The sequence below is a fragment of the Phenylobacterium hankyongense genome, assembly GCF_003254505.1.
In the GTDB taxonomy this organism is placed as follows: domain Bacteria; phylum Pseudomonadota; class Alphaproteobacteria; order Caulobacterales; family Caulobacteraceae; genus Phenylobacterium; species Phenylobacterium hankyongense.
This window is the reverse complement of sequence record NZ_QFYP01000001.1, coordinates 3275938-3291273: the sequence shown is the minus strand read 5'-3', so window position 1 is coordinate 3291273 and position 15336 is coordinate 3275938. Positions and strand designations below refer to the sequence as shown.

15 protein-coding genes are annotated in these 15336 nt (G+C 70.7%); 5 read left to right on the top strand and 10 right to left on the bottom strand.

From position 1 onward, the window contains the following. Positions 1-3 precede the first annotated feature (3 nt). The 3 genes from DJ021_RS15835 to purN are packed head-to-tail and all read left to right on the top strand — an operon-like array spanning position 4 to position 2218. On the top strand, positions 4-780 hold the full coding sequence (locus DJ021_RS15835) for a TatD family hydrolase (RefSeq protein WP_111458466.1): 777 nt from the start codon (positions 4-6) through the stop codon (positions 778-780). After that, the gene (locus DJ021_RS15830; RefSeq protein WP_111458465.1) at positions 777-1601 is read left to right on the top strand and encodes an MBL fold metallo-hydrolase; all 825 of its coding nucleotides are present in this window, start codon (positions 777-779) and stop codon (positions 1599-1601) included. The genes DJ021_RS15835 and DJ021_RS15830 overlap by 4 nt, the downstream gene beginning before the upstream one ends. After that, the gene (gene purN, locus DJ021_RS15825) at positions 1598-2218 is read left to right on the top strand and encodes a phosphoribosylglycinamide formyltransferase (RefSeq protein ID WP_111458464.1); all 621 of its coding nucleotides are present in this window, start codon (positions 1598-1600) and stop codon (positions 2216-2218) included. The genes DJ021_RS15830 and purN overlap by 4 nt, the downstream gene beginning before the upstream one ends. Positions 2219-2285: 67 nt before the next feature. Here purN and DJ021_RS15820 read toward each other — a convergent pair whose 3' ends face one another. Then, entirely contained in the window at positions 2286-3647 is a 1362-nt protein-coding gene (locus DJ021_RS15820; protein ID WP_165837241.1) for a metallophosphoesterase, read from the bottom strand. 167 nt (positions 3648-3814) lie between these two features. Here DJ021_RS15820 and DJ021_RS15815 point away from each other — a divergent pair, with 167 nt between their 5' ends. Together DJ021_RS15815 and mazG are read left to right on the top strand one after the other, a co-directional pair. After that, positions 3815-4303, top strand: a complete 489-nt coding sequence (locus DJ021_RS15815) for a hypothetical protein (protein ID WP_111458462.1) — start codon at positions 3815-3817, stop codon at positions 4301-4303. Positions 4304-4385: 82 nt separating this feature from the next. Further along, positions 4386-5198, top strand: a complete 813-nt coding sequence (mazG, locus tag DJ021_RS15810; RefSeq protein WP_111458461.1) for a nucleoside triphosphate pyrophosphohydrolase — start codon at positions 4386-4388, stop codon at positions 5196-5198. Between the two features lie 2 nt (positions 5199-5200). Here mazG and DJ021_RS19120 read toward each other — a convergent pair whose 3' ends face one another. The 9 genes from DJ021_RS19120 to dusB form a co-directional block, all read right to left on the bottom strand. Beyond that, on the bottom strand, positions 5201-5518 hold the full coding sequence (locus tag DJ021_RS19120) for a hypothetical protein (RefSeq protein ID WP_207801861.1): 318 nt from the start codon (positions 5516-5518) through the stop codon (positions 5201-5203). A gap of 6 nt (positions 5519-5524) precedes the next feature. Then, complete coding sequence (hflX, locus tag DJ021_RS15800; protein ID WP_111458460.1) at positions 5525-6844, bottom strand: GTPase HflX; 1320 nt, start codon at positions 6842-6844, stop codon at positions 5525-5527. Beyond that, on the bottom strand, positions 6841-7086 hold the full coding sequence (hfq, locus tag DJ021_RS15795; protein WP_111458459.1) for an RNA chaperone Hfq: 246 nt from the start codon (positions 7084-7086) through the stop codon (positions 6841-6843). The genes hflX and hfq overlap by 4 nt, the downstream gene beginning before the upstream one ends. A gap of 101 nt (positions 7087-7187) precedes the next feature. Beyond that, a complete protein-coding gene (locus DJ021_RS15790) occupies positions 7188-8051 on the bottom strand; it encodes a D-amino-acid transaminase (RefSeq protein ID WP_111458458.1) in 864 nt (287 codons plus the stop codon). After that, entirely contained in the window at positions 8051-9442 is a 1392-nt protein-coding gene (ntrX, locus tag DJ021_RS15785) for a nitrogen assimilation response regulator NtrX (RefSeq protein ID WP_111459136.1), read from the bottom strand. The genes DJ021_RS15790 and ntrX overlap by 1 nt, the downstream gene beginning before the upstream one ends. An 11-nt stretch (positions 9443-9453) precedes the next feature. Continuing rightward, positions 9454-11673, bottom strand: a complete 2220-nt coding sequence (locus tag DJ021_RS15780; protein WP_165837240.1) for a sensor histidine kinase NtrY-like — start codon at positions 11671-11673, stop codon at positions 9454-9456. 97 nt (positions 11674-11770) lie between these two features. Continuing rightward, the gene (gene ntrC / locus DJ021_RS15775) at positions 11771-13192 is read right to left on the bottom strand and encodes a nitrogen regulation protein NR(I) (RefSeq protein ID WP_111458457.1); all 1422 of its coding nucleotides are present in this window, start codon (positions 13190-13192) and stop codon (positions 11771-11773) included. After that, positions 13189-14307: a two-component system sensor histidine kinase NtrB gene (locus tag DJ021_RS15770; protein ID WP_111458456.1), complete on the bottom strand. Its 1119-nt coding sequence runs from the start codon at positions 14305-14307 to the stop codon at positions 13189-13191. Before DJ021_RS15770 ends, ntrC begins: the two co-directional genes overlap by 4 nt. Further along, the gene (gene dusB / locus DJ021_RS15765; protein ID WP_111458455.1) at positions 14304-15311 is read right to left on the bottom strand and encodes a tRNA dihydrouridine synthase DusB; all 1008 of its coding nucleotides are present in this window, start codon (positions 15309-15311) and stop codon (positions 14304-14306) included. The genes DJ021_RS15770 and dusB overlap by 4 nt, the downstream gene beginning before the upstream one ends. Between the last annotated feature and the right edge of the window lie 25 nt (positions 15312-15336).

The following is a 15336-nucleotide window of genomic DNA, read 5'->3' as shown; positions in this document are numbered from 1 at the left end:
CCGATGCTGATCGACAGCCACGTCAACCTGCACGCCCCGCAATTCGACGAGGACCGCGAGGCGGTGATCTCGCGGGCGCTGGCGGCCGGCGTGCGGCTGATGGTCAACATCTGCGACAAAGTCTCGAACTACGAGGCCGTGCGGCTGGTGGCCCAGCATCCCGACATCTGGTGCACCGTCGGGACCCATCCGCACGAGGCCAAGGAGAATCCCGGGCTGTCCGCGGAGACGCTGGTGGCCATCGCCGCCGACCGCCGCGTGGTGGGCATCGGCGAGTGCGGCCTGGACTTCCACTACGACCTCAGCCCGCGCGACGTGCAGGCCCAGGTGTTCCGCGCCCATTGCGCCGCCGCGCGCGAGACCGGCCTGCCGCTGGTGGTCCACACCCGCGAGGCCGACCAGGTGATGGGCGACATCCTGGACGAAGAGCATGCGCGCGGCGCCTTCCGCATCCTGATGCATTGCTACACCTCGGGCCCGGAGCTCGCCCGTCGGGTGGCGGCCCTGGGCGCCTGGTTCTCGGTCTCGGGCATCGCCACCTTCAGGGCGGCCGAGGATGTCCGGGCGGTGATCCGCGAGATGCCCGGCGACCGGATCATGGTGGAGACCGACTGCCCCTACCTCGCGCCGGTGCCCTATCGCGGTCGGCGCAACGAGCCGGCCATGCTGCCGCATGTGCTCGCCAGGCTGGCGGAGATCCGCGGCTGGGACCTGGCGGAGGCCGAGGCGCGGACGGAGGACGCCTTCTTCGCGGTGTTCGACCGGATTCCGCGGCCGTGAGCGGCGTGCTGGAGATCACCGTGCTCGGCTGCGGCTCCTCCGGCGGCGTGCCGCGGGCGGACGGGAACTGGGGCGTCTGCGATCCGGCCGATCCGAAGAACCTGCGCACCCGCTGCTCGCTGCTGGTGCGTCGGCGCGGCGAGGCGCCCGAGCAGGAGACCACCGCGGTGGTCGACACCGCGCCCGACTTCCGCCTGCAGAGCGCCATGGCAGGAGTGAAGCGTCTGGACGCCGTGCTGCTGACCCACGACCACGCCGACCAGGTGCACGGCATCGACGACGTCCGCGCCTTCTTCCTGCGCCAGGGCGCGCGGATCACCTGCCACATGGACGCCGCCACCGAGGCCACCATGATGCGCCGCTTCGGCTACATCTTCGAAGGCGAGGGCGGCTATCCGGCGATCTGCGACCGCCGCCCGATCCCGGCGCATGGACAGCCGTGGGTGGTGGACGGCCCGTCCGGCGCGATCCCCGTGGTCACCTTCGACCAGGATCATGGCGGCGTGCGCTCGGTGGGCTACCGGTTCGGCGGCGTGGCCTATTCCAGCGACGTGGTGGCGCTGGACGAGGCGGCGTTCGAGGCGCTGGCGGACCTCGACCTCTGGATCGTCGACGCCCTGCGCCACCGGCCGCATCCGACGCACGCGCACCTGGCGCGGACGCTGGAGTGGATCGAGCGCGTGCGGCCAAGACGCGCTGTGCTCACCAACATGCACATCGACCTGGACTACGAGACCCTGGCCGCCGAGCTGCCACCGAACGTCATCCCGGCCTTCGACGGCCTGCGGCTGGAACATGAACTCGGAGCGGAATTCCTGTGATTGTTGCGCCACTTAAGCTCGGTTTCCTCGCGTCGGGAAACGGCTCCAGCGCGCGCGCAATCGTTAACGCGGCGCGGGACGGCCGCCTGGCCGCCGAGCCGCGGCTGATGGTCAGCAACATCAAGGCCGCGCCGGCGCTGGAGTTCGCCCGGTCGGCCGGCTTTCCGGCGCTCTGCATTCCCACCCAGGCCGACGCCGAGGCGGCCGACGCGCGCCTGGCGCGGGAGATGACGGCGCACGGCGTCGAGCTGATCGTGCTGTCGGGCTATCTGCGGCGCCTGGGGCCGCAGGTGCTGAGCCGCTACGCCGGGCGGATCCTCAACATCCATCCGGGGCCGCTGCCGGCGTTCGGCGGCCACGGGATGTACGGCCGCCGGGTGCACGAGGCGGTGCTGGCGGCCGGCGTGGCGCAGAGCGGCATCGTCATCCATCTGGTGGACGAGGAATACGACCGCGGTCCGGAGATCGCCGCGCGGCCGGTGCCGGTGGAGGCCGGCGACACGCCGGAGAGCCTGGAAGCCCGGGTGACCGCAGCGGAGCCGGCGTTCTACGTCGAAACGCTGCAACGGATCGCCGAGGGCCAGATCGCCTTGGGGTCCCATGGTAATTTCCGATAATCTTCCTTAGGCGCGAAATAGGTATGGCTCGGCCGGAGCTGGGCCGCCCTCACCAGCCACCCGACCCTCAATGCACCTGTGGGCGATCGCAGACCGAGCGCCGGCCGGCGATGCGGCAGTGGTTCGCCACGACGCCCTCGAGGTTCCAGACCTTGACGTCCCACCGGTCACGCCCGGCCCGCTCCAGCGTCATGTAGCCGAAGCCGTCGACCCAGGAGCTGAAGTGGTCGACCAGCGCGCCCGGCGCCGGCGTCGCGTCCGCCGGCAGGGTTTCCGGGATCGGCACGACATCCTCCTGCGTGCCGGAGAAGCCGGCGATGAACTGGGTCGGATGCGCGCTCGCGAAGCTGACCTGCTGCCAAAGGTGCACGTGGCCCGAGAGCAGCACGTCGACGCCCGGCGGGAACAGACTCGGGTCAGCGGCGGCGAAAGCCGACTGCATCGCCTGGTTGCCCGGCAACAGGGTGAGCTTGCCGCCCACGTCCTCGGCGGTGAAGCCCAGCGTCGGCTTGTGCGTGGCCATGAAGGTCATGCCCGACTTCGCGGAAAGCGCCTTCAGGTCCTCGTAGGCCGAGCGAAACTGCGCCCTGCGGGGGTCACCCGGCTTGAGCGGCTTGTTGCCCGCGATGGCCAGGTCCATCACCACGATCTGTTCCCGGCCCCCCAGCGGCACCGCGTAGGGCGCGCTGTAGTCGCCGACCAGGTCGTTCGCCGCATCGTTGCAGTCATGGCCGGCCGTGAGCGGGCTCGCGTCGAGCATGCGGAACCACCCCTGCCCGGCGCGCGCGCAGTTTTCGTGGTTGCCCCGCACCAGCACCAGCGGCGCGGCGGCCAGCAGTGGCGCGCCCGGTGTGAAGAAGTCGGCGTTCCAGGCGTCCCAGCCATATCCCCACGGTGACCCGCGGCAGCCGTCCGTCGCCTCGGGGCACGGGTTTTCGCGGTATTCGTAGTCGCCGACGTGCACGATCAGGTCGGGCTTCCACGCCGCGGCCCGCGCCGCCACCGTGGCGAAGGGATAGGCCTTCGGATCGTTGCAGCGCTGGTAGGCGCTGTCGCTGGCCTTCAGCCGGCAGCCGGTGTCGCCGACGACCACGATCCGGTCGACGCGTCCATGGCGCAGCGGCAGCGCGCGGCCCGCCACGACGGCGCGCACAGCGCCTTGGGGGATGGCGGCCTCGCAGGTCGTGACCGGAAAGGCGCTGGGCTTGGAGAGCTCCGGCTTGGACGAGGTCGGCCGCTGCGCCAGGGTTTCGGCCTTGGCCCGGACCTGCATCGCCCGCCGCCGGCCGTCCACGACGATGGTCGGGCACGTGGCTCCCGAGGCGATGACACGCGCGCTCGCCGCGCCGCCTGGACCCATGACGACGTAGCGAGCCAGCACCTCGGCCTGCGCAGGGAGCCCGGCCGACAGCGCTCCGAGCAGGAGCAAAGCCTTCGCGGCAGCCCTGGCGATCGAGCCCATGCAACCCCCTGAATCTGGAAGACCGATATGCGGCTCCCAGGTGACATTTATATAACGGACCCCCATCTCGACCTTGTGACGTGACGCTTCGGCGCCCATCTATTAAGTTCTTACTGTACCCACAGGGGAATCCCATGCGCACCTTCGCTCTCGCCGCCGCAGCGCTGTTGATGAGCAGCTCGGCCGCCCTCGCGGCGCCGGCCTCGGTCACCGTCGATCTTTCGCCGAAAATGCAGGCCAAGGCCCACAAGACCTACGGCGTGAAGGAAGTCGCCAACCTGGCCGACGAACTTCGCAAGGACGTGCTGCGCGAGCTGACCAAGACCGGCGCCTACGACGGCGCCCGGGTCGAGCTGACCCTCGTCGACGCCCAGCCCAACCGGCCGACCTTCAAGCAGCTCGGCGACACGCCGGGTCTGTCGTACGACAGCTTCGGCATCGGCGGCGCCGAGATCGCCGGCCGCGCCATCGCGCCGGACGGCACGGTCACCCCCCTGGCCTACAAGTGGTACGAGACCGACATCCGCTTCGCGCGGGCCAACTGGACCTGGTCGGACGCGACCTGGACTTTCGACCGCTTCGCCGGCCAGCTGAGCCGCGGCCGGGCGCTGGCCAGCCGCTAAGCCCGCCCACGGACTTGCGTCCGTCAGCGGCGCGCGGTCTCATCGCCGCGCGCCGTTCGGCTATCTGCGTCCAGGGACATCGATGACCTCTTCTGCTCCGCCCTCCGACCTGCGGCCGATCGACCGGCTGCTCGCCATCATGGCGCGCCTGCGCGATCCCGAGAGCGGCTGCCCCTGGGACGTCGAGCAGACCTTCGCCACCATCGCCCCCTACACCGTCGAGGAAGCCTATGAGGTGGCCGACGCCATCGAGCGCGGCGACCTTTCCGACCTGAAGGAGGAACTCGGCGACCTGCTGCTGCAGGTGGTGTTCCACAGCCGCATGGCCGAGGAGCAAGGCGCCTTCGCCTTCGAGGACGTGGCCCGCGCCATCAACGACAAGATGATCCGCCGCCACCCGCATGTGTTCGCCCAGGAGTCCTACGCCTCCCTGGCCGACCAGAAGGACGGCTGGGAGGCGCTGAAGGCCGCCGAACGCGAGAGCAAGGGCCGCAACCAGAGCCTGCTCGACGACGTGCCGGTGGGCCTGCCCGCCCTCACCCGCGCCGTGAAGCTGTCGAAGCGCGCCGCCGGCGTCGGCTTCGTCTGGCCCTCCGCCAAGGAGGTCTTGGAGAAGCTGCACGAGGAGGTCGAGGAACTGGAGGCCGAGATCGCCGCCGGCGACCTGGAGAAGGCGCGCCAGGAGATGGGCGACGTGCTGTTCGTGGTGGCCAACCTGGCGCGCACCCTGGACGTCGATCCGGAGGACGCCCTGCGCTTCACCAACGCCAAGTTCGGCCGCCGCTTCCGCTATATCGAGGAACGCCTCGCCGCGCGGGGCAAGACCCCGGACCAGTCCGACCTCGCCGAGATGGACGCGCTCTGGGACGAGGCGAAGGTGGCCGAGAAGGCCTAGCTTCAGCCCACGAAGGCGGCGGCTTCCCGCGCCAGGGCCAGCCAGCCGGCCTCGGCGCCGACCGTCACCCATTCCTTCATCGGCCGCCCCTTGTTGGCGTCGAACGGCGAGCCGACGCCGGCGGCGATCAGCTCCGCCACCCGCGCGGCCGGCAGCTTCAACAGCAGCGTCTCGCCCCGCAGGGTGGCGAACAGCTTGCCGTTCCGCGTCAGCGCGCCCTGGGCGAAGCCGCGCCGCTCCGGTCGGGTGACCGTCGGATCCTCCGCGAAGGCCTCCGCGAGGTCCTCATAGCGGCCGATGGGATCGCGATCGTCCATCATCGGCGGCTAGTGCGGCCGGATCTCGCTCGACGGGAACAGCTGCTCGAACTGGCCGAGCGCCTGGGCCGAGAGACTGACCGCCAAGCGGACCGAGCCGTCCTTGCCCTCGTTGCGCTCGATGACGCGGCCGTGGCGGTAGAGCCAGGCGATCGCCGCGCCCTCGCCGGCCGGCGCATAGACGTCCACCGGCGGCGCCTCGTCCACCAGGCCCGCGACGGTCGACAGCAGCTGCGGACAGCCCTCCCCCGTCACCGCCGAGACCAGCACCGCCGGCGGATGGGCCCGGCGGGCGTCGCCGGCGACCGCGGCGCGCGCGTCCTCCGGCAGCAGGTCGACCTTGTTCCAGACCTCCAGGATGCTGCGCTCGTCCATGTCGACGCCCAGCCGCTCCAGCACGGTGCGGACGTCCTGCGCCTGCGCCTGGCTTTCGGGGCTGGCGATGTCGCGGACGTGCAGCACCACGTCGGCCTCCTTGACCTCCTCGAGGGTGGCGCGGAAGGCCTCCACCAGTTCGTGCGGCAGGTCGGAGATGAAGCCCACGGTGTCGGAGAGGATGGCCGGCCGCCCGTCGGGCAGCTTCAGCATCCGCAGCGTCGGGTCGAGGGTGGCGAACAGCATGTCCTCGGCGACCACCTCCGACTGCGTCAGCCGGTTGAACAGCGTCGACTTGCCGGCGTTGGTGTAGCCCACCAGCGCCACGGTCGGGTACGGCACCCGGCCGCGCGCCGAGCGCTGCAGGGTGCGCGTTCGGCGGACCTCCGTCAGTTCGCGCTTCAGCTTGCCGATCTTCTCGGCCAGCAGCCGGCGGTCCGTCTCGATCTGGGTTTCGCCGGGACCGCCCATCACCCCGAAGCCGCCGCGCTGGCGTTCCAGGTGGGTCCAGGTCCGCACCAGGCGCGAGCGCTCGTAGGAAAGCCGGGCAAGCTCCACCTGCAGGCGGCCTTCGCGGGTCCGCGCGCGGCGGGCGAAGATCTCCAGGATCAGGCCGGTGCGGTCGATGACCTTCACCTGCCAGGCCTTCTCGAGGTTGCGCTGCTGCACCGGCGTCAGCGCATCGTCGACGATGGCCACGTCGGCTTCGACCGCCTGGATGGTGAGGCCGATCTCCTCGACCTTCCCCTTGCCGAACAGGGTGGCGGGGGTCAGCCGGCGGAGCGAAGCGATCAGGGTCTCGCGGACCTCGAGGTCGAGGGCGCGCGCCAGGCCCACGGCTTCCTCGAGACGCGCGTCTGCGTCCCGCGAAACGCCGCGGCCTTCACGATCGGGGTGGATGACGACGGCGCCCTGGACGGGCGCCTCACGGTCAATCGATTTGGATGAGGTCAATCGGGCTCGTCTTCGCCGGGCTCATACAGCTGCACAGGCTGAGCCGGCATGATGGTGGAAATGGCGTGCTTGTAGACGAGCTGCGATTGCCCGTCCCTGCGGAGCAGAACGCAGAAGTTATCGAACCAGCTCACGACGCCCTGCAGCTTCACGCCGTTGACCAGGAAGATGGTGAGCGGCGTCTTCGATTTCCGCACGCTGTTGAGGAAGGTGTCCTGAAGGTTCTGTTTCTTATCGCTCACGGCTTTTCGCCTCTTGTTATGATTGGGCGGCCAAGCGCCACCCACACACGCAAAGTCACGCTAGAACGGGAATTGTGACGGACGCAATCACAGGTCGCGACCTAGATCGCTGTCGCTCTCGCCCGCTCGATATAGAGACGACGCAGCCTCGCCGCCACCGGTCCCGGCGCGCCTTTGCCCACCGGACGGCCATCGACGGCGATTACCGGCAGAACAAGTGTCCCGGCCCCGGTTATGAACGCCTCCTGGGCGGCGACAGCTTCGTCGGGCGTGAATGGCCGCTCGTCCACCTCCAGCCCGGCCTGGGCGATCACGTCCAGCAGGGTGTGGCGGGTGATGCCGCGCAGGATGTTGGCGTTGGCGTCGCGGGTCCGCAGGCGCCCTTCCCCATCGACGATCCAGGCGTTTGAGGAAGCCCCTTCGGTGACGAAGCCCAGCTCGTCCACGAACCAGGCTTCCGTGGCCCCCGCCTCGCGGGCTTTCTGCTTGGCGAGCGCATTGGGTAGCAGGCCCACGGTCTTGATGTCGCAGCGCCCCCAGCGGTTCTCCGGGGTGGTGATCACGCCGATGCCCTTGGCGGCGCGGATCTCGGCGGCCACCCGGTCGACGGCGCTGACGGTGATGACCATGGCGGGCGCGACAGGCTGGGTCGGGAAGGCATGGTCGCGCGGGGCGACGCCGCGGCTGACCTGCAGGTAGACCAGGCCGTCACGGATGCGGTTGCGGCGCACCGCCTCGCGCAGCACCAGCGTCAGCGCCCGCCGACTCATCGGCATGGGGATGCGCAGTTCGGAGAGGCTGCGCTCCAGCCGCGTGAAATGGCCCTCCGCGTCCGTCAGCTTGCCGTCGAACAGCGCCCAGACCTCGTAGACGGCGTCGGCCAACTGGTAGCCGCGATCCTCGATGTGGACCGTGGCTTCGCGCTGCGGCAGGAAGCGGCCGTTGACGTAGGCGATCCGGCCCATCAGCCGACCTCTTCTTCGAGCGGCCGGCCTCCGGACAGGCCCAGCGACTTCAGCTTGCGGTGAAGCGCCGAGCGCTCCATGCCGATGAAGGCGGCGGTGCGGGAGATGTTGCCGGAGAAGCGCAGCATCTGGGCGTTGAGGTATTCCCGCTCGAACACCTCGCGCGCCTCGCGCAGCGGTAGCGCAATGATCCGCTCGGCCCCCAGGCTGGCCGCCTGGTCGTTCACGGTGGCCTCGGCGGGCAGCATGTCGGCGGTGATCGGCTCCGCCGGCGCGCCGGAGGCCAGGATCAGCATCCGCTCCACGTTATTGCGCAGCTGGCGCAGGTTCCCCGGCCAGGCGCGGACCTGCAGGGTGGCCAGCGCGTCGTCGGCGAGCTTGCGCCGCGGCATGCCGGTGGCGCCGCAGATGCGGTCGATGAAATATTCGAGCAGCTCGGGGATGTCCTCGCGCCGCTCCGACAGGCCGGGCACGTTCACCGGCACGACGTTCAGCCGGTGGAACAGGTCCTCGCGGAAGCGGCCCGCGGCGATCTCCTCGCGCAGGTCGCGGGAGGTGGAGGAGACCACGCGCACGTCCACCTGGACGTCGGAGTCCCCGCCGACGCGGCGGAACCGCTGGTCCACCAGCACGCGCAGGATCCGCCCCTGAGTCTCGCGCGGCATGTCGGCCACTTCGTCGAGGTAGAGCGTGCCGGCGTGGGCGCGTTCGAACACCCCGATCTTGGCCGTCCGGCCCCCCTCGCCTTCCTCGCCGAACAGCTCGATGTCCATCCGCTCCGGGGTCATGCCGGCGGCGCTGATCGCCACGAATTCGGCCCGGGCGCGGTTGGAGCCGGCGTGGATCAGGCGGGCCACCGTCTCCTTGCCCGAGCCCGCGGGGCCGGAGATCAGCACCCGGCTGTTGGCGCCCGCCAGCTTGGCGATCATCTGGCGTAGCTGCTGGGCGGCCATCGAGCGGCCGATCAGGCCCTCGGGCGTCATCGCCTGGGCGCGCAGGCGGCGGTTCTCCCGCTTGAGGTTGGCCGCCTCCAGGGCGCGCTCGACCACCAGCAGCAGCCGGTCGGACTTGAACGGCTTCTCCAGGAACTCGTAGGCGCCGCGCTTGATGGCGCTGACCGCGGTTTCGATGTTGCCGTGGCCGGAGATCATGATCACCGGCAGGTCGCCGTCCAGGCGCTTGACCAGGTCGAGCAGCTCCAGCCCGTCCATGCCGCCGCCCTGCATCCAGATGTCGAGGATCAGCAGCGCGGGCTTGCGGGCCCGCACCTCCGCCAGGGCGGATTCGGAGTCCGTGGCGGTGCGGACTGCATAACCCTCATCGGAGAGGATGCCCGCCACGAGGTCGCGGATGTCCGCCTCGTCGTCGACCACCAGAACGTCTGACGCCATCATCTAGTCCTTCACGCGGTCACGGATTGAGGTGCGGTTTCGCGGCGCACGCGCGCGCTGGCGGGCAGCCACAGGATGGCGAGCGCCCCGCCGCCGGTCCTGGCGTCGGTGAGCTCGAGCTCACCGCCGTGGTCTTCCAGAATTCGCTTCACGATCGCGAGGCCGAGGCCGGTGCCCTTTTCCCGCGTCGTCACATAGGGCTCGGTCAGCCGGTCGCGGTCCTTGTCGGGCAGGCCGACGCCGTTGTCCTCGACCTCGAACGCCACCCCGCCGTCGTCGGCGACGAGGCGCGCCCGGATCCGGCCCTGCAGCTTTGGCGAGGCGGCGCGATGGGCGTCCACCGCCTCGGCGGCGTTCTTCAGCACGTTGGTCAGGGCCTGGGCCAGCATGCGGCCGTCGGCCAACAAGGTGACCTGGGCCGGTTCCTCCAGCTCGATCTCCAGCTCGGGACTGGCGACCCGCTGGGCGAACACCGCCGCGCGAAGCAGTTCGGCGGCGTCCTGCTCGGCGAACTTCGGAGCCGGCATCCGGGCGAAGGCGGAGAATTCGTCGACCATCCGGCCGATGTCGCCCACCTGGCGCACGATGGTGTCGGTGCAGCGGTCGAAGGTCTCCAGCTCCGATTCGGCGATGTCCTTGCGGTACTTCTTGCGGATCCGCTCGGCCGACAGCTGGATCGGCGTCAGCGGGTTCTTGATCTCGTGGGCGATGCGGCGCGCGACGTCGCGCCACGCGGCGTTGCGCTGGGCGGTGACCAGGCGGGTGATGTCGTCGAAGGTCAGCACCAGCCCGCCTTCGCTGTGGCTGGCGCGGACCCGCAGGCGGCGCGTCTCGCGACCGCGGACCACATCCACCTCGTCCTCCGGCTCTGCCCCGCGGGCGGCGGCCTCCAGGACGGCGGCGAACTCCGGAGCGAGGTCGGCGAGCTTGCGGCCGCGGCCATGGTCGCCCGGCAAGGCCAACAGCAGCGCCGCCTGGCGGTTGGCCGCGGAGATCCTGCCGCGCGCGTCCAGGCCGATGACCCCGGCGCTGACTTCCGCCAGCACGGTCTCGATGAACTGGCGGCGGCTCTCCGCCTCCTCGCTGGCGCGTTTCAGGGCCGCCTGCTGCGCCTGAAGATCGTGCGTCATGCTGTTGAAAGCACGAGACAATACGGCGATTTCTTCAGGGTCGTCCTCGGCGTCGACGCGGGCGCTGAGATCGCCACCGGCCACCCGGCCCGCCGCCTGCACCAGCCGCCCGACCGGCCCGGAGATGGCGTTGGCGGCGCTCATCCCCAGCCATACGGCCCCCACCAGCACCAGCAGCGCCGTCTCGGCGTAGCTCAGGGCGAAGATGGTCTGGATGCGTTCGCGGCTCTGCGCGGCCTCGCGATAGGAGACCAGCGAGCCCTCGGCCTCGCGCAGGTGGTTGAGGATGCCCTTCTCCACCGGCTTGATCACGTAGAGGTAGGCGTCGGCGTAGCCGGTGAGGCGATAGACCGCCCGCATCAGGTCGGCCTGCTCCACCGGCCGCACCGAGATGTCGCCTTCGTCGGCGGCCCTGAAGCTGGACTCCGGCGGGATGACGTAGGGCGGCGCGTCCGTGCTCTCCGCCCGCGCCAGCACCCGGCCCTGGCGGTCCACCAGATAGGCGGCCGGAAAGGCGTGATAGGAGGTCAGCACCGCCAGGTAGTGGCTGAAGCTGACCGGACTGGTCTGCAGGTGGGGCGCCTCGCGGTTGAGGTCGGCGCCCATCAGGGTGACGTGGTCGCCGATGTAGCGCTTCTGGTCGTCGACGTAGGACCGGAACACGGTGGCGGAGTTCTCGACCACGGTCTGCACGCGCAGGCCCAGCCAGCGGTCGACGCCCTGACTGACCAGCACGCCCATGAACAGCGCCACCACCACGGCCGGGGCCACCGCGGCGAGCGCGAACAGGGTGACGAATCGCAGGTGCAGGCGCGCGCCGGCGTCGCGCGACCGGGCGTTGATCAGGGCCACGAACCGCAGCGCCACGACCATGGTCAGCGCCAGGATCAGCACCAGGTTGAGGCCCAGGACGGTGAGGATCATCTCGCTGGCGGGGCCGACCGGTCCGCTGGCCGGCGGCGAGGCGGCGAGCAGGATGCTGACGCCCGTGAGGACGACCGCCACCCCGTAGCCGACACCCAGCACGACGCGGGACTGGATCGCGCGCCAGAGGCGTTGAGCCCCGGCGCTGGTCCGCATGTGGTCAACCAGCAACGACATAGGGCTCAGAGCCTACGGCACTGTGCTCCAAACTCAACAGGCATGTTGCGGGGAAGCGTCAGTGTGACCTAGCCCCGGTGGTCGCGGACGCGGCGGGTCAGCGGCGGCCGCGGCTCATCTCGACCCCCAGGTCCTGGATCTTCTTGCGCAGGGTGTTGCGATTGAGGCCGAGGATCTCCGCGGCGCGGACCTGGTTGCCGCGGGTCGCCGCCAGGGTCAGCTGGATCAGCGGACGCTCCACCTCCTCCAGCACCCGATCGTAGAGGCCGGGCGGCGGCAGGCCGTCGGGCTGGTCGGCGAAGTAGCCGGAGAGCTTGCGCTCGACCAGTTGGGCGAGCGTGCTCGGACCCTCCTGCCCTTCGACGACGGGCTGATGGTCGGCGAGCTCGCGCTCGACGATCCGCGCGGTGATCAGGTCCTCGCCATAGAGGGCGCAGATCCGCCGGACCAGGTTCTCCAGCTCGCGGACGTTGCCCGGCCAGGCGTGCAGCTTCAGTCGTTCCAGGGCCGCGGCGTCGATGGTCTTGGACGGCAGGCCCTCGCGATTCGCCCGCAGCAGGAAGGCGCGCGCCAGGTCGGGGATGTCGTCGGCCCGGTCGCGCAGCGGCGGCAGGCGCAGCGGGGCGACGTTGAGACGGAAGAACAGGTCCTCGCGGAACAGCCCCTGCTGGATCAGGCCGCGCAGGTCGCGGTTGGTGGCGGCGATGATCCGCACGTTCGGGCGGCGGCCGGTCTTCGGGTTCAGCGCCGGCTCGGAGCCGTCGATGACCCTGAGCAGCCGGGTCTGGGCGTCCAGCGGCATGTCGCCGATCTCGTCCAGGAACAGGGTGCCGCCGTCGGCGTCCACCAGCTTGCCGCTGTCGCCGTCTTCCTTGCCGAACAGCTCGGTCTCGACCCGCTCGCGGGGCACGGCGGCCAGGTTGATGACCACGAACTTGCCGTCGCGGCGACGGCCCATGTCGTGCAGGGCGCGGGCGACCAGCTCCTTGCCGGTGCCGGACTCGCCAGTGATCAGCACGGTCAGGTCCGCCCCGACCAGGCGGGCGATGGTGCGGTAGACGTCCTGCATCGGCCCGGAGCGGCCGATGAGCGGCAGCCGGTCGTCGCGCACCGCCCGGGCCTGGGCCTTGGCGGCGTCGGCGTCGGCCGGCCGCGACAGCGCCCGGCGTGCGGCCGAGGTCATGTCGTCGAGGTCGAAGGGCTTGGGCACGTAGTCGAAGGCGCCGGCATCGGCGGCGTTGACCGCGGTGATCAGGTTGTTCTGCGCGCTCATCACGATGATCGGCAGCTTCGGCCGCTGCTTGCGGATGCGCGGCAGCACGTCGAAGACGTTCTCGTCGGGCATCACCACGTCGGTGACCACCAGGTCCCCCTCGCCGTCGGTCACCCACTTCAAGAGGGTGGTGGCGTTGCCGGTGGCGCGGACCTGATATCCCAGCCGGGTGAAGGCCTGGCTCAGCACCAGCCGGATCGAGGAGTCGTCGTCGGCGATCAGGATCTTCTTCCCGGACGCGTTCATGCGGAGACACCTTCTTCGGGCGCGACTGGCAGCAGCACCCGGAAGATGGTCCGCCCGGGCTCGGATTCGAAGTCGATCAGGCCGCCATGTCCGGCGACCAGCTTGGTGACCAGGGCGAGCCCCAGCCCCGCCCCGTTGGCCTTGGAGCTGACGAACGGCTGGAACAGGTGCTCGCGCAGGTGCGCCGGCACGCCGGGGCCGTTGTCCTGCACGCGGATCTCGATCGGCGCGCCGCGCAGGGCCTGGCCCTTGGCGGCGCGGACCCGCACGCCGTGGCGGTAGGCGGTGTGGATGGCGATCTCGCCCCGCCCGTCGCCGCGGGCGTGCGCAGCTTCGGCGGCGTTCTTCACCAGGTTGAGGAAGATCTGGATCAGCTGATCCTCGTCGCCGAGCACCGGCGGCAGCGACGGATCGTAGGCCTCGCGCAGCACCAGGCCGTCGGCCACCCCGTTGGCGGCCAGCGCCCGCACGCGGTCGAGCACCTGGTGGATGTTGATCTGATCGAGCTTGGGCAGGGCGTCGTCGGAGAAGGCCTCCATCCGGTCCACCAGCCGGCGCACGCGGTCGGTCTCGTCGACGATCAGCTGGGCCAGCGGCGCGTCCTCGGCCTTGGCGCCCGACTTCAACAGCTGCGCCGCGCCGCGGATGCCGGCCAGCGGGTTCTTGATCTCGTGGGCCAGCATGCGCCCGAGCCCGACGATGGAGCGCAGGTTGGCAGCTTCCACCCCGCCGCGCTCGGTCCCGAGGCCGGCCTTGATGGCCAGGGTCAGCAGCACCGAGCCGTCGCCGAGCGGCGCGGCCGCTCCGTCCGCCTCGAAGGGCGGCAGGCCGAACAGGTTGATCTCGACGCCGCGCTCGCGCACCCGGGCGTCCTCCTCCAGGGCGCGGTTGAGCAGCGAGACCAGCGCCGAGCCCGGCGGCAGGGCGGCGCGGAAGCGGCCGCGGGCGAGGAGGCCCAGTCCCTGGCCGAACAGCGCCTCGGCGGCTTCGTTCACCGCCACCAGGGCGCCTTCGCCGTCCACCACCAGGGCGGGATCGGGACTGAGGTCGAAGGCCGCAGCCTTCAAGGCGGCGGGGTCTATCCCGGGCGCCTGGCTTAGTGTTCTGCCGTTCATGCCGCCAACCTGTGGTCTGGGGTGCGCCAGAGGGCGGTAAGCCCTCTTTCGACGTCGCGGGCATCCTCCAGGCGGCACATGGCCGAGCGCGCTTCTCTCCGGGCCTGCGCGGACGCAGGCCAGGGGGCGCTTTCGATATAGGCGGCCAGGTGCTTGCGGAAGATCCGCAGGCCCAGGCGGTCGCCATAGAATGTGAGGCTTTCGCGCAGGTGCTCCAGCGCGATCGCCAATCGGTCTTCGACCTCGGGCTCCTGGTAGTCCAGGCCCGCCAGCTCCGCCTCGATCTGGGCGGCGATCCACGGCTTGCCGTAGACCCCGCGGCCGACCATCGCCGCGTCGGCCCCGGACGCCGCCAGGGCCATGCGCGCGCTCGCCCCATCGACGATGTCGCCGTTGACGATGACCGGGATCGAGACCGCCTGCTTCACCGCCCGCACCGCCGACCAGTCGGCGGCGCCCTTGTAGAACTGGCAGCGGGTGCGTCCGTGGATGGTGACCGCCTTGACGCCCAGCGCCTCGGCGCGGGCGGCGATCTCCGGGGCGTTCCTCGAGGCGTCGTCCCAGCCGAGCCGCATCTTCACCGTCACCGGCACGTCGACGGCGTCCACCGCGGCGGCCATCAGGCTGGCGGCGAGCTCGGGATCGCGCATCAGCGCCGAGCCGGACAGCGCGCCGGTGACTTCCTTGGCCGGGCAGCCGAAATTGAGGTCGATGATCTGGGCGCCGGCCCGGGCGGCGAGCCGCGCGCCCTCGGCCATGTGCCGCGGTTCGCGGCCGACCAGCTGCACCACCATCAGCGGCAGCCCCTCGCCCACCGCGGCGCGGCGCACCACGTCGGGACGACCGCGGGAGAATTCATCGCAGGCGACCATCTCGGTGGCGACGTAGGCGGCGCCCTGGCGGCTGGCCGCCCGCCGGAACGGCAGATCGGAGACCCCCGTCATCGGCGCGATCCAGGCGCGTCCGTGGACCGCCACATCGCCAAGCTCGAGCGTGTTGCCCATTTTTTACTCATTCCCGCCGGCGTCT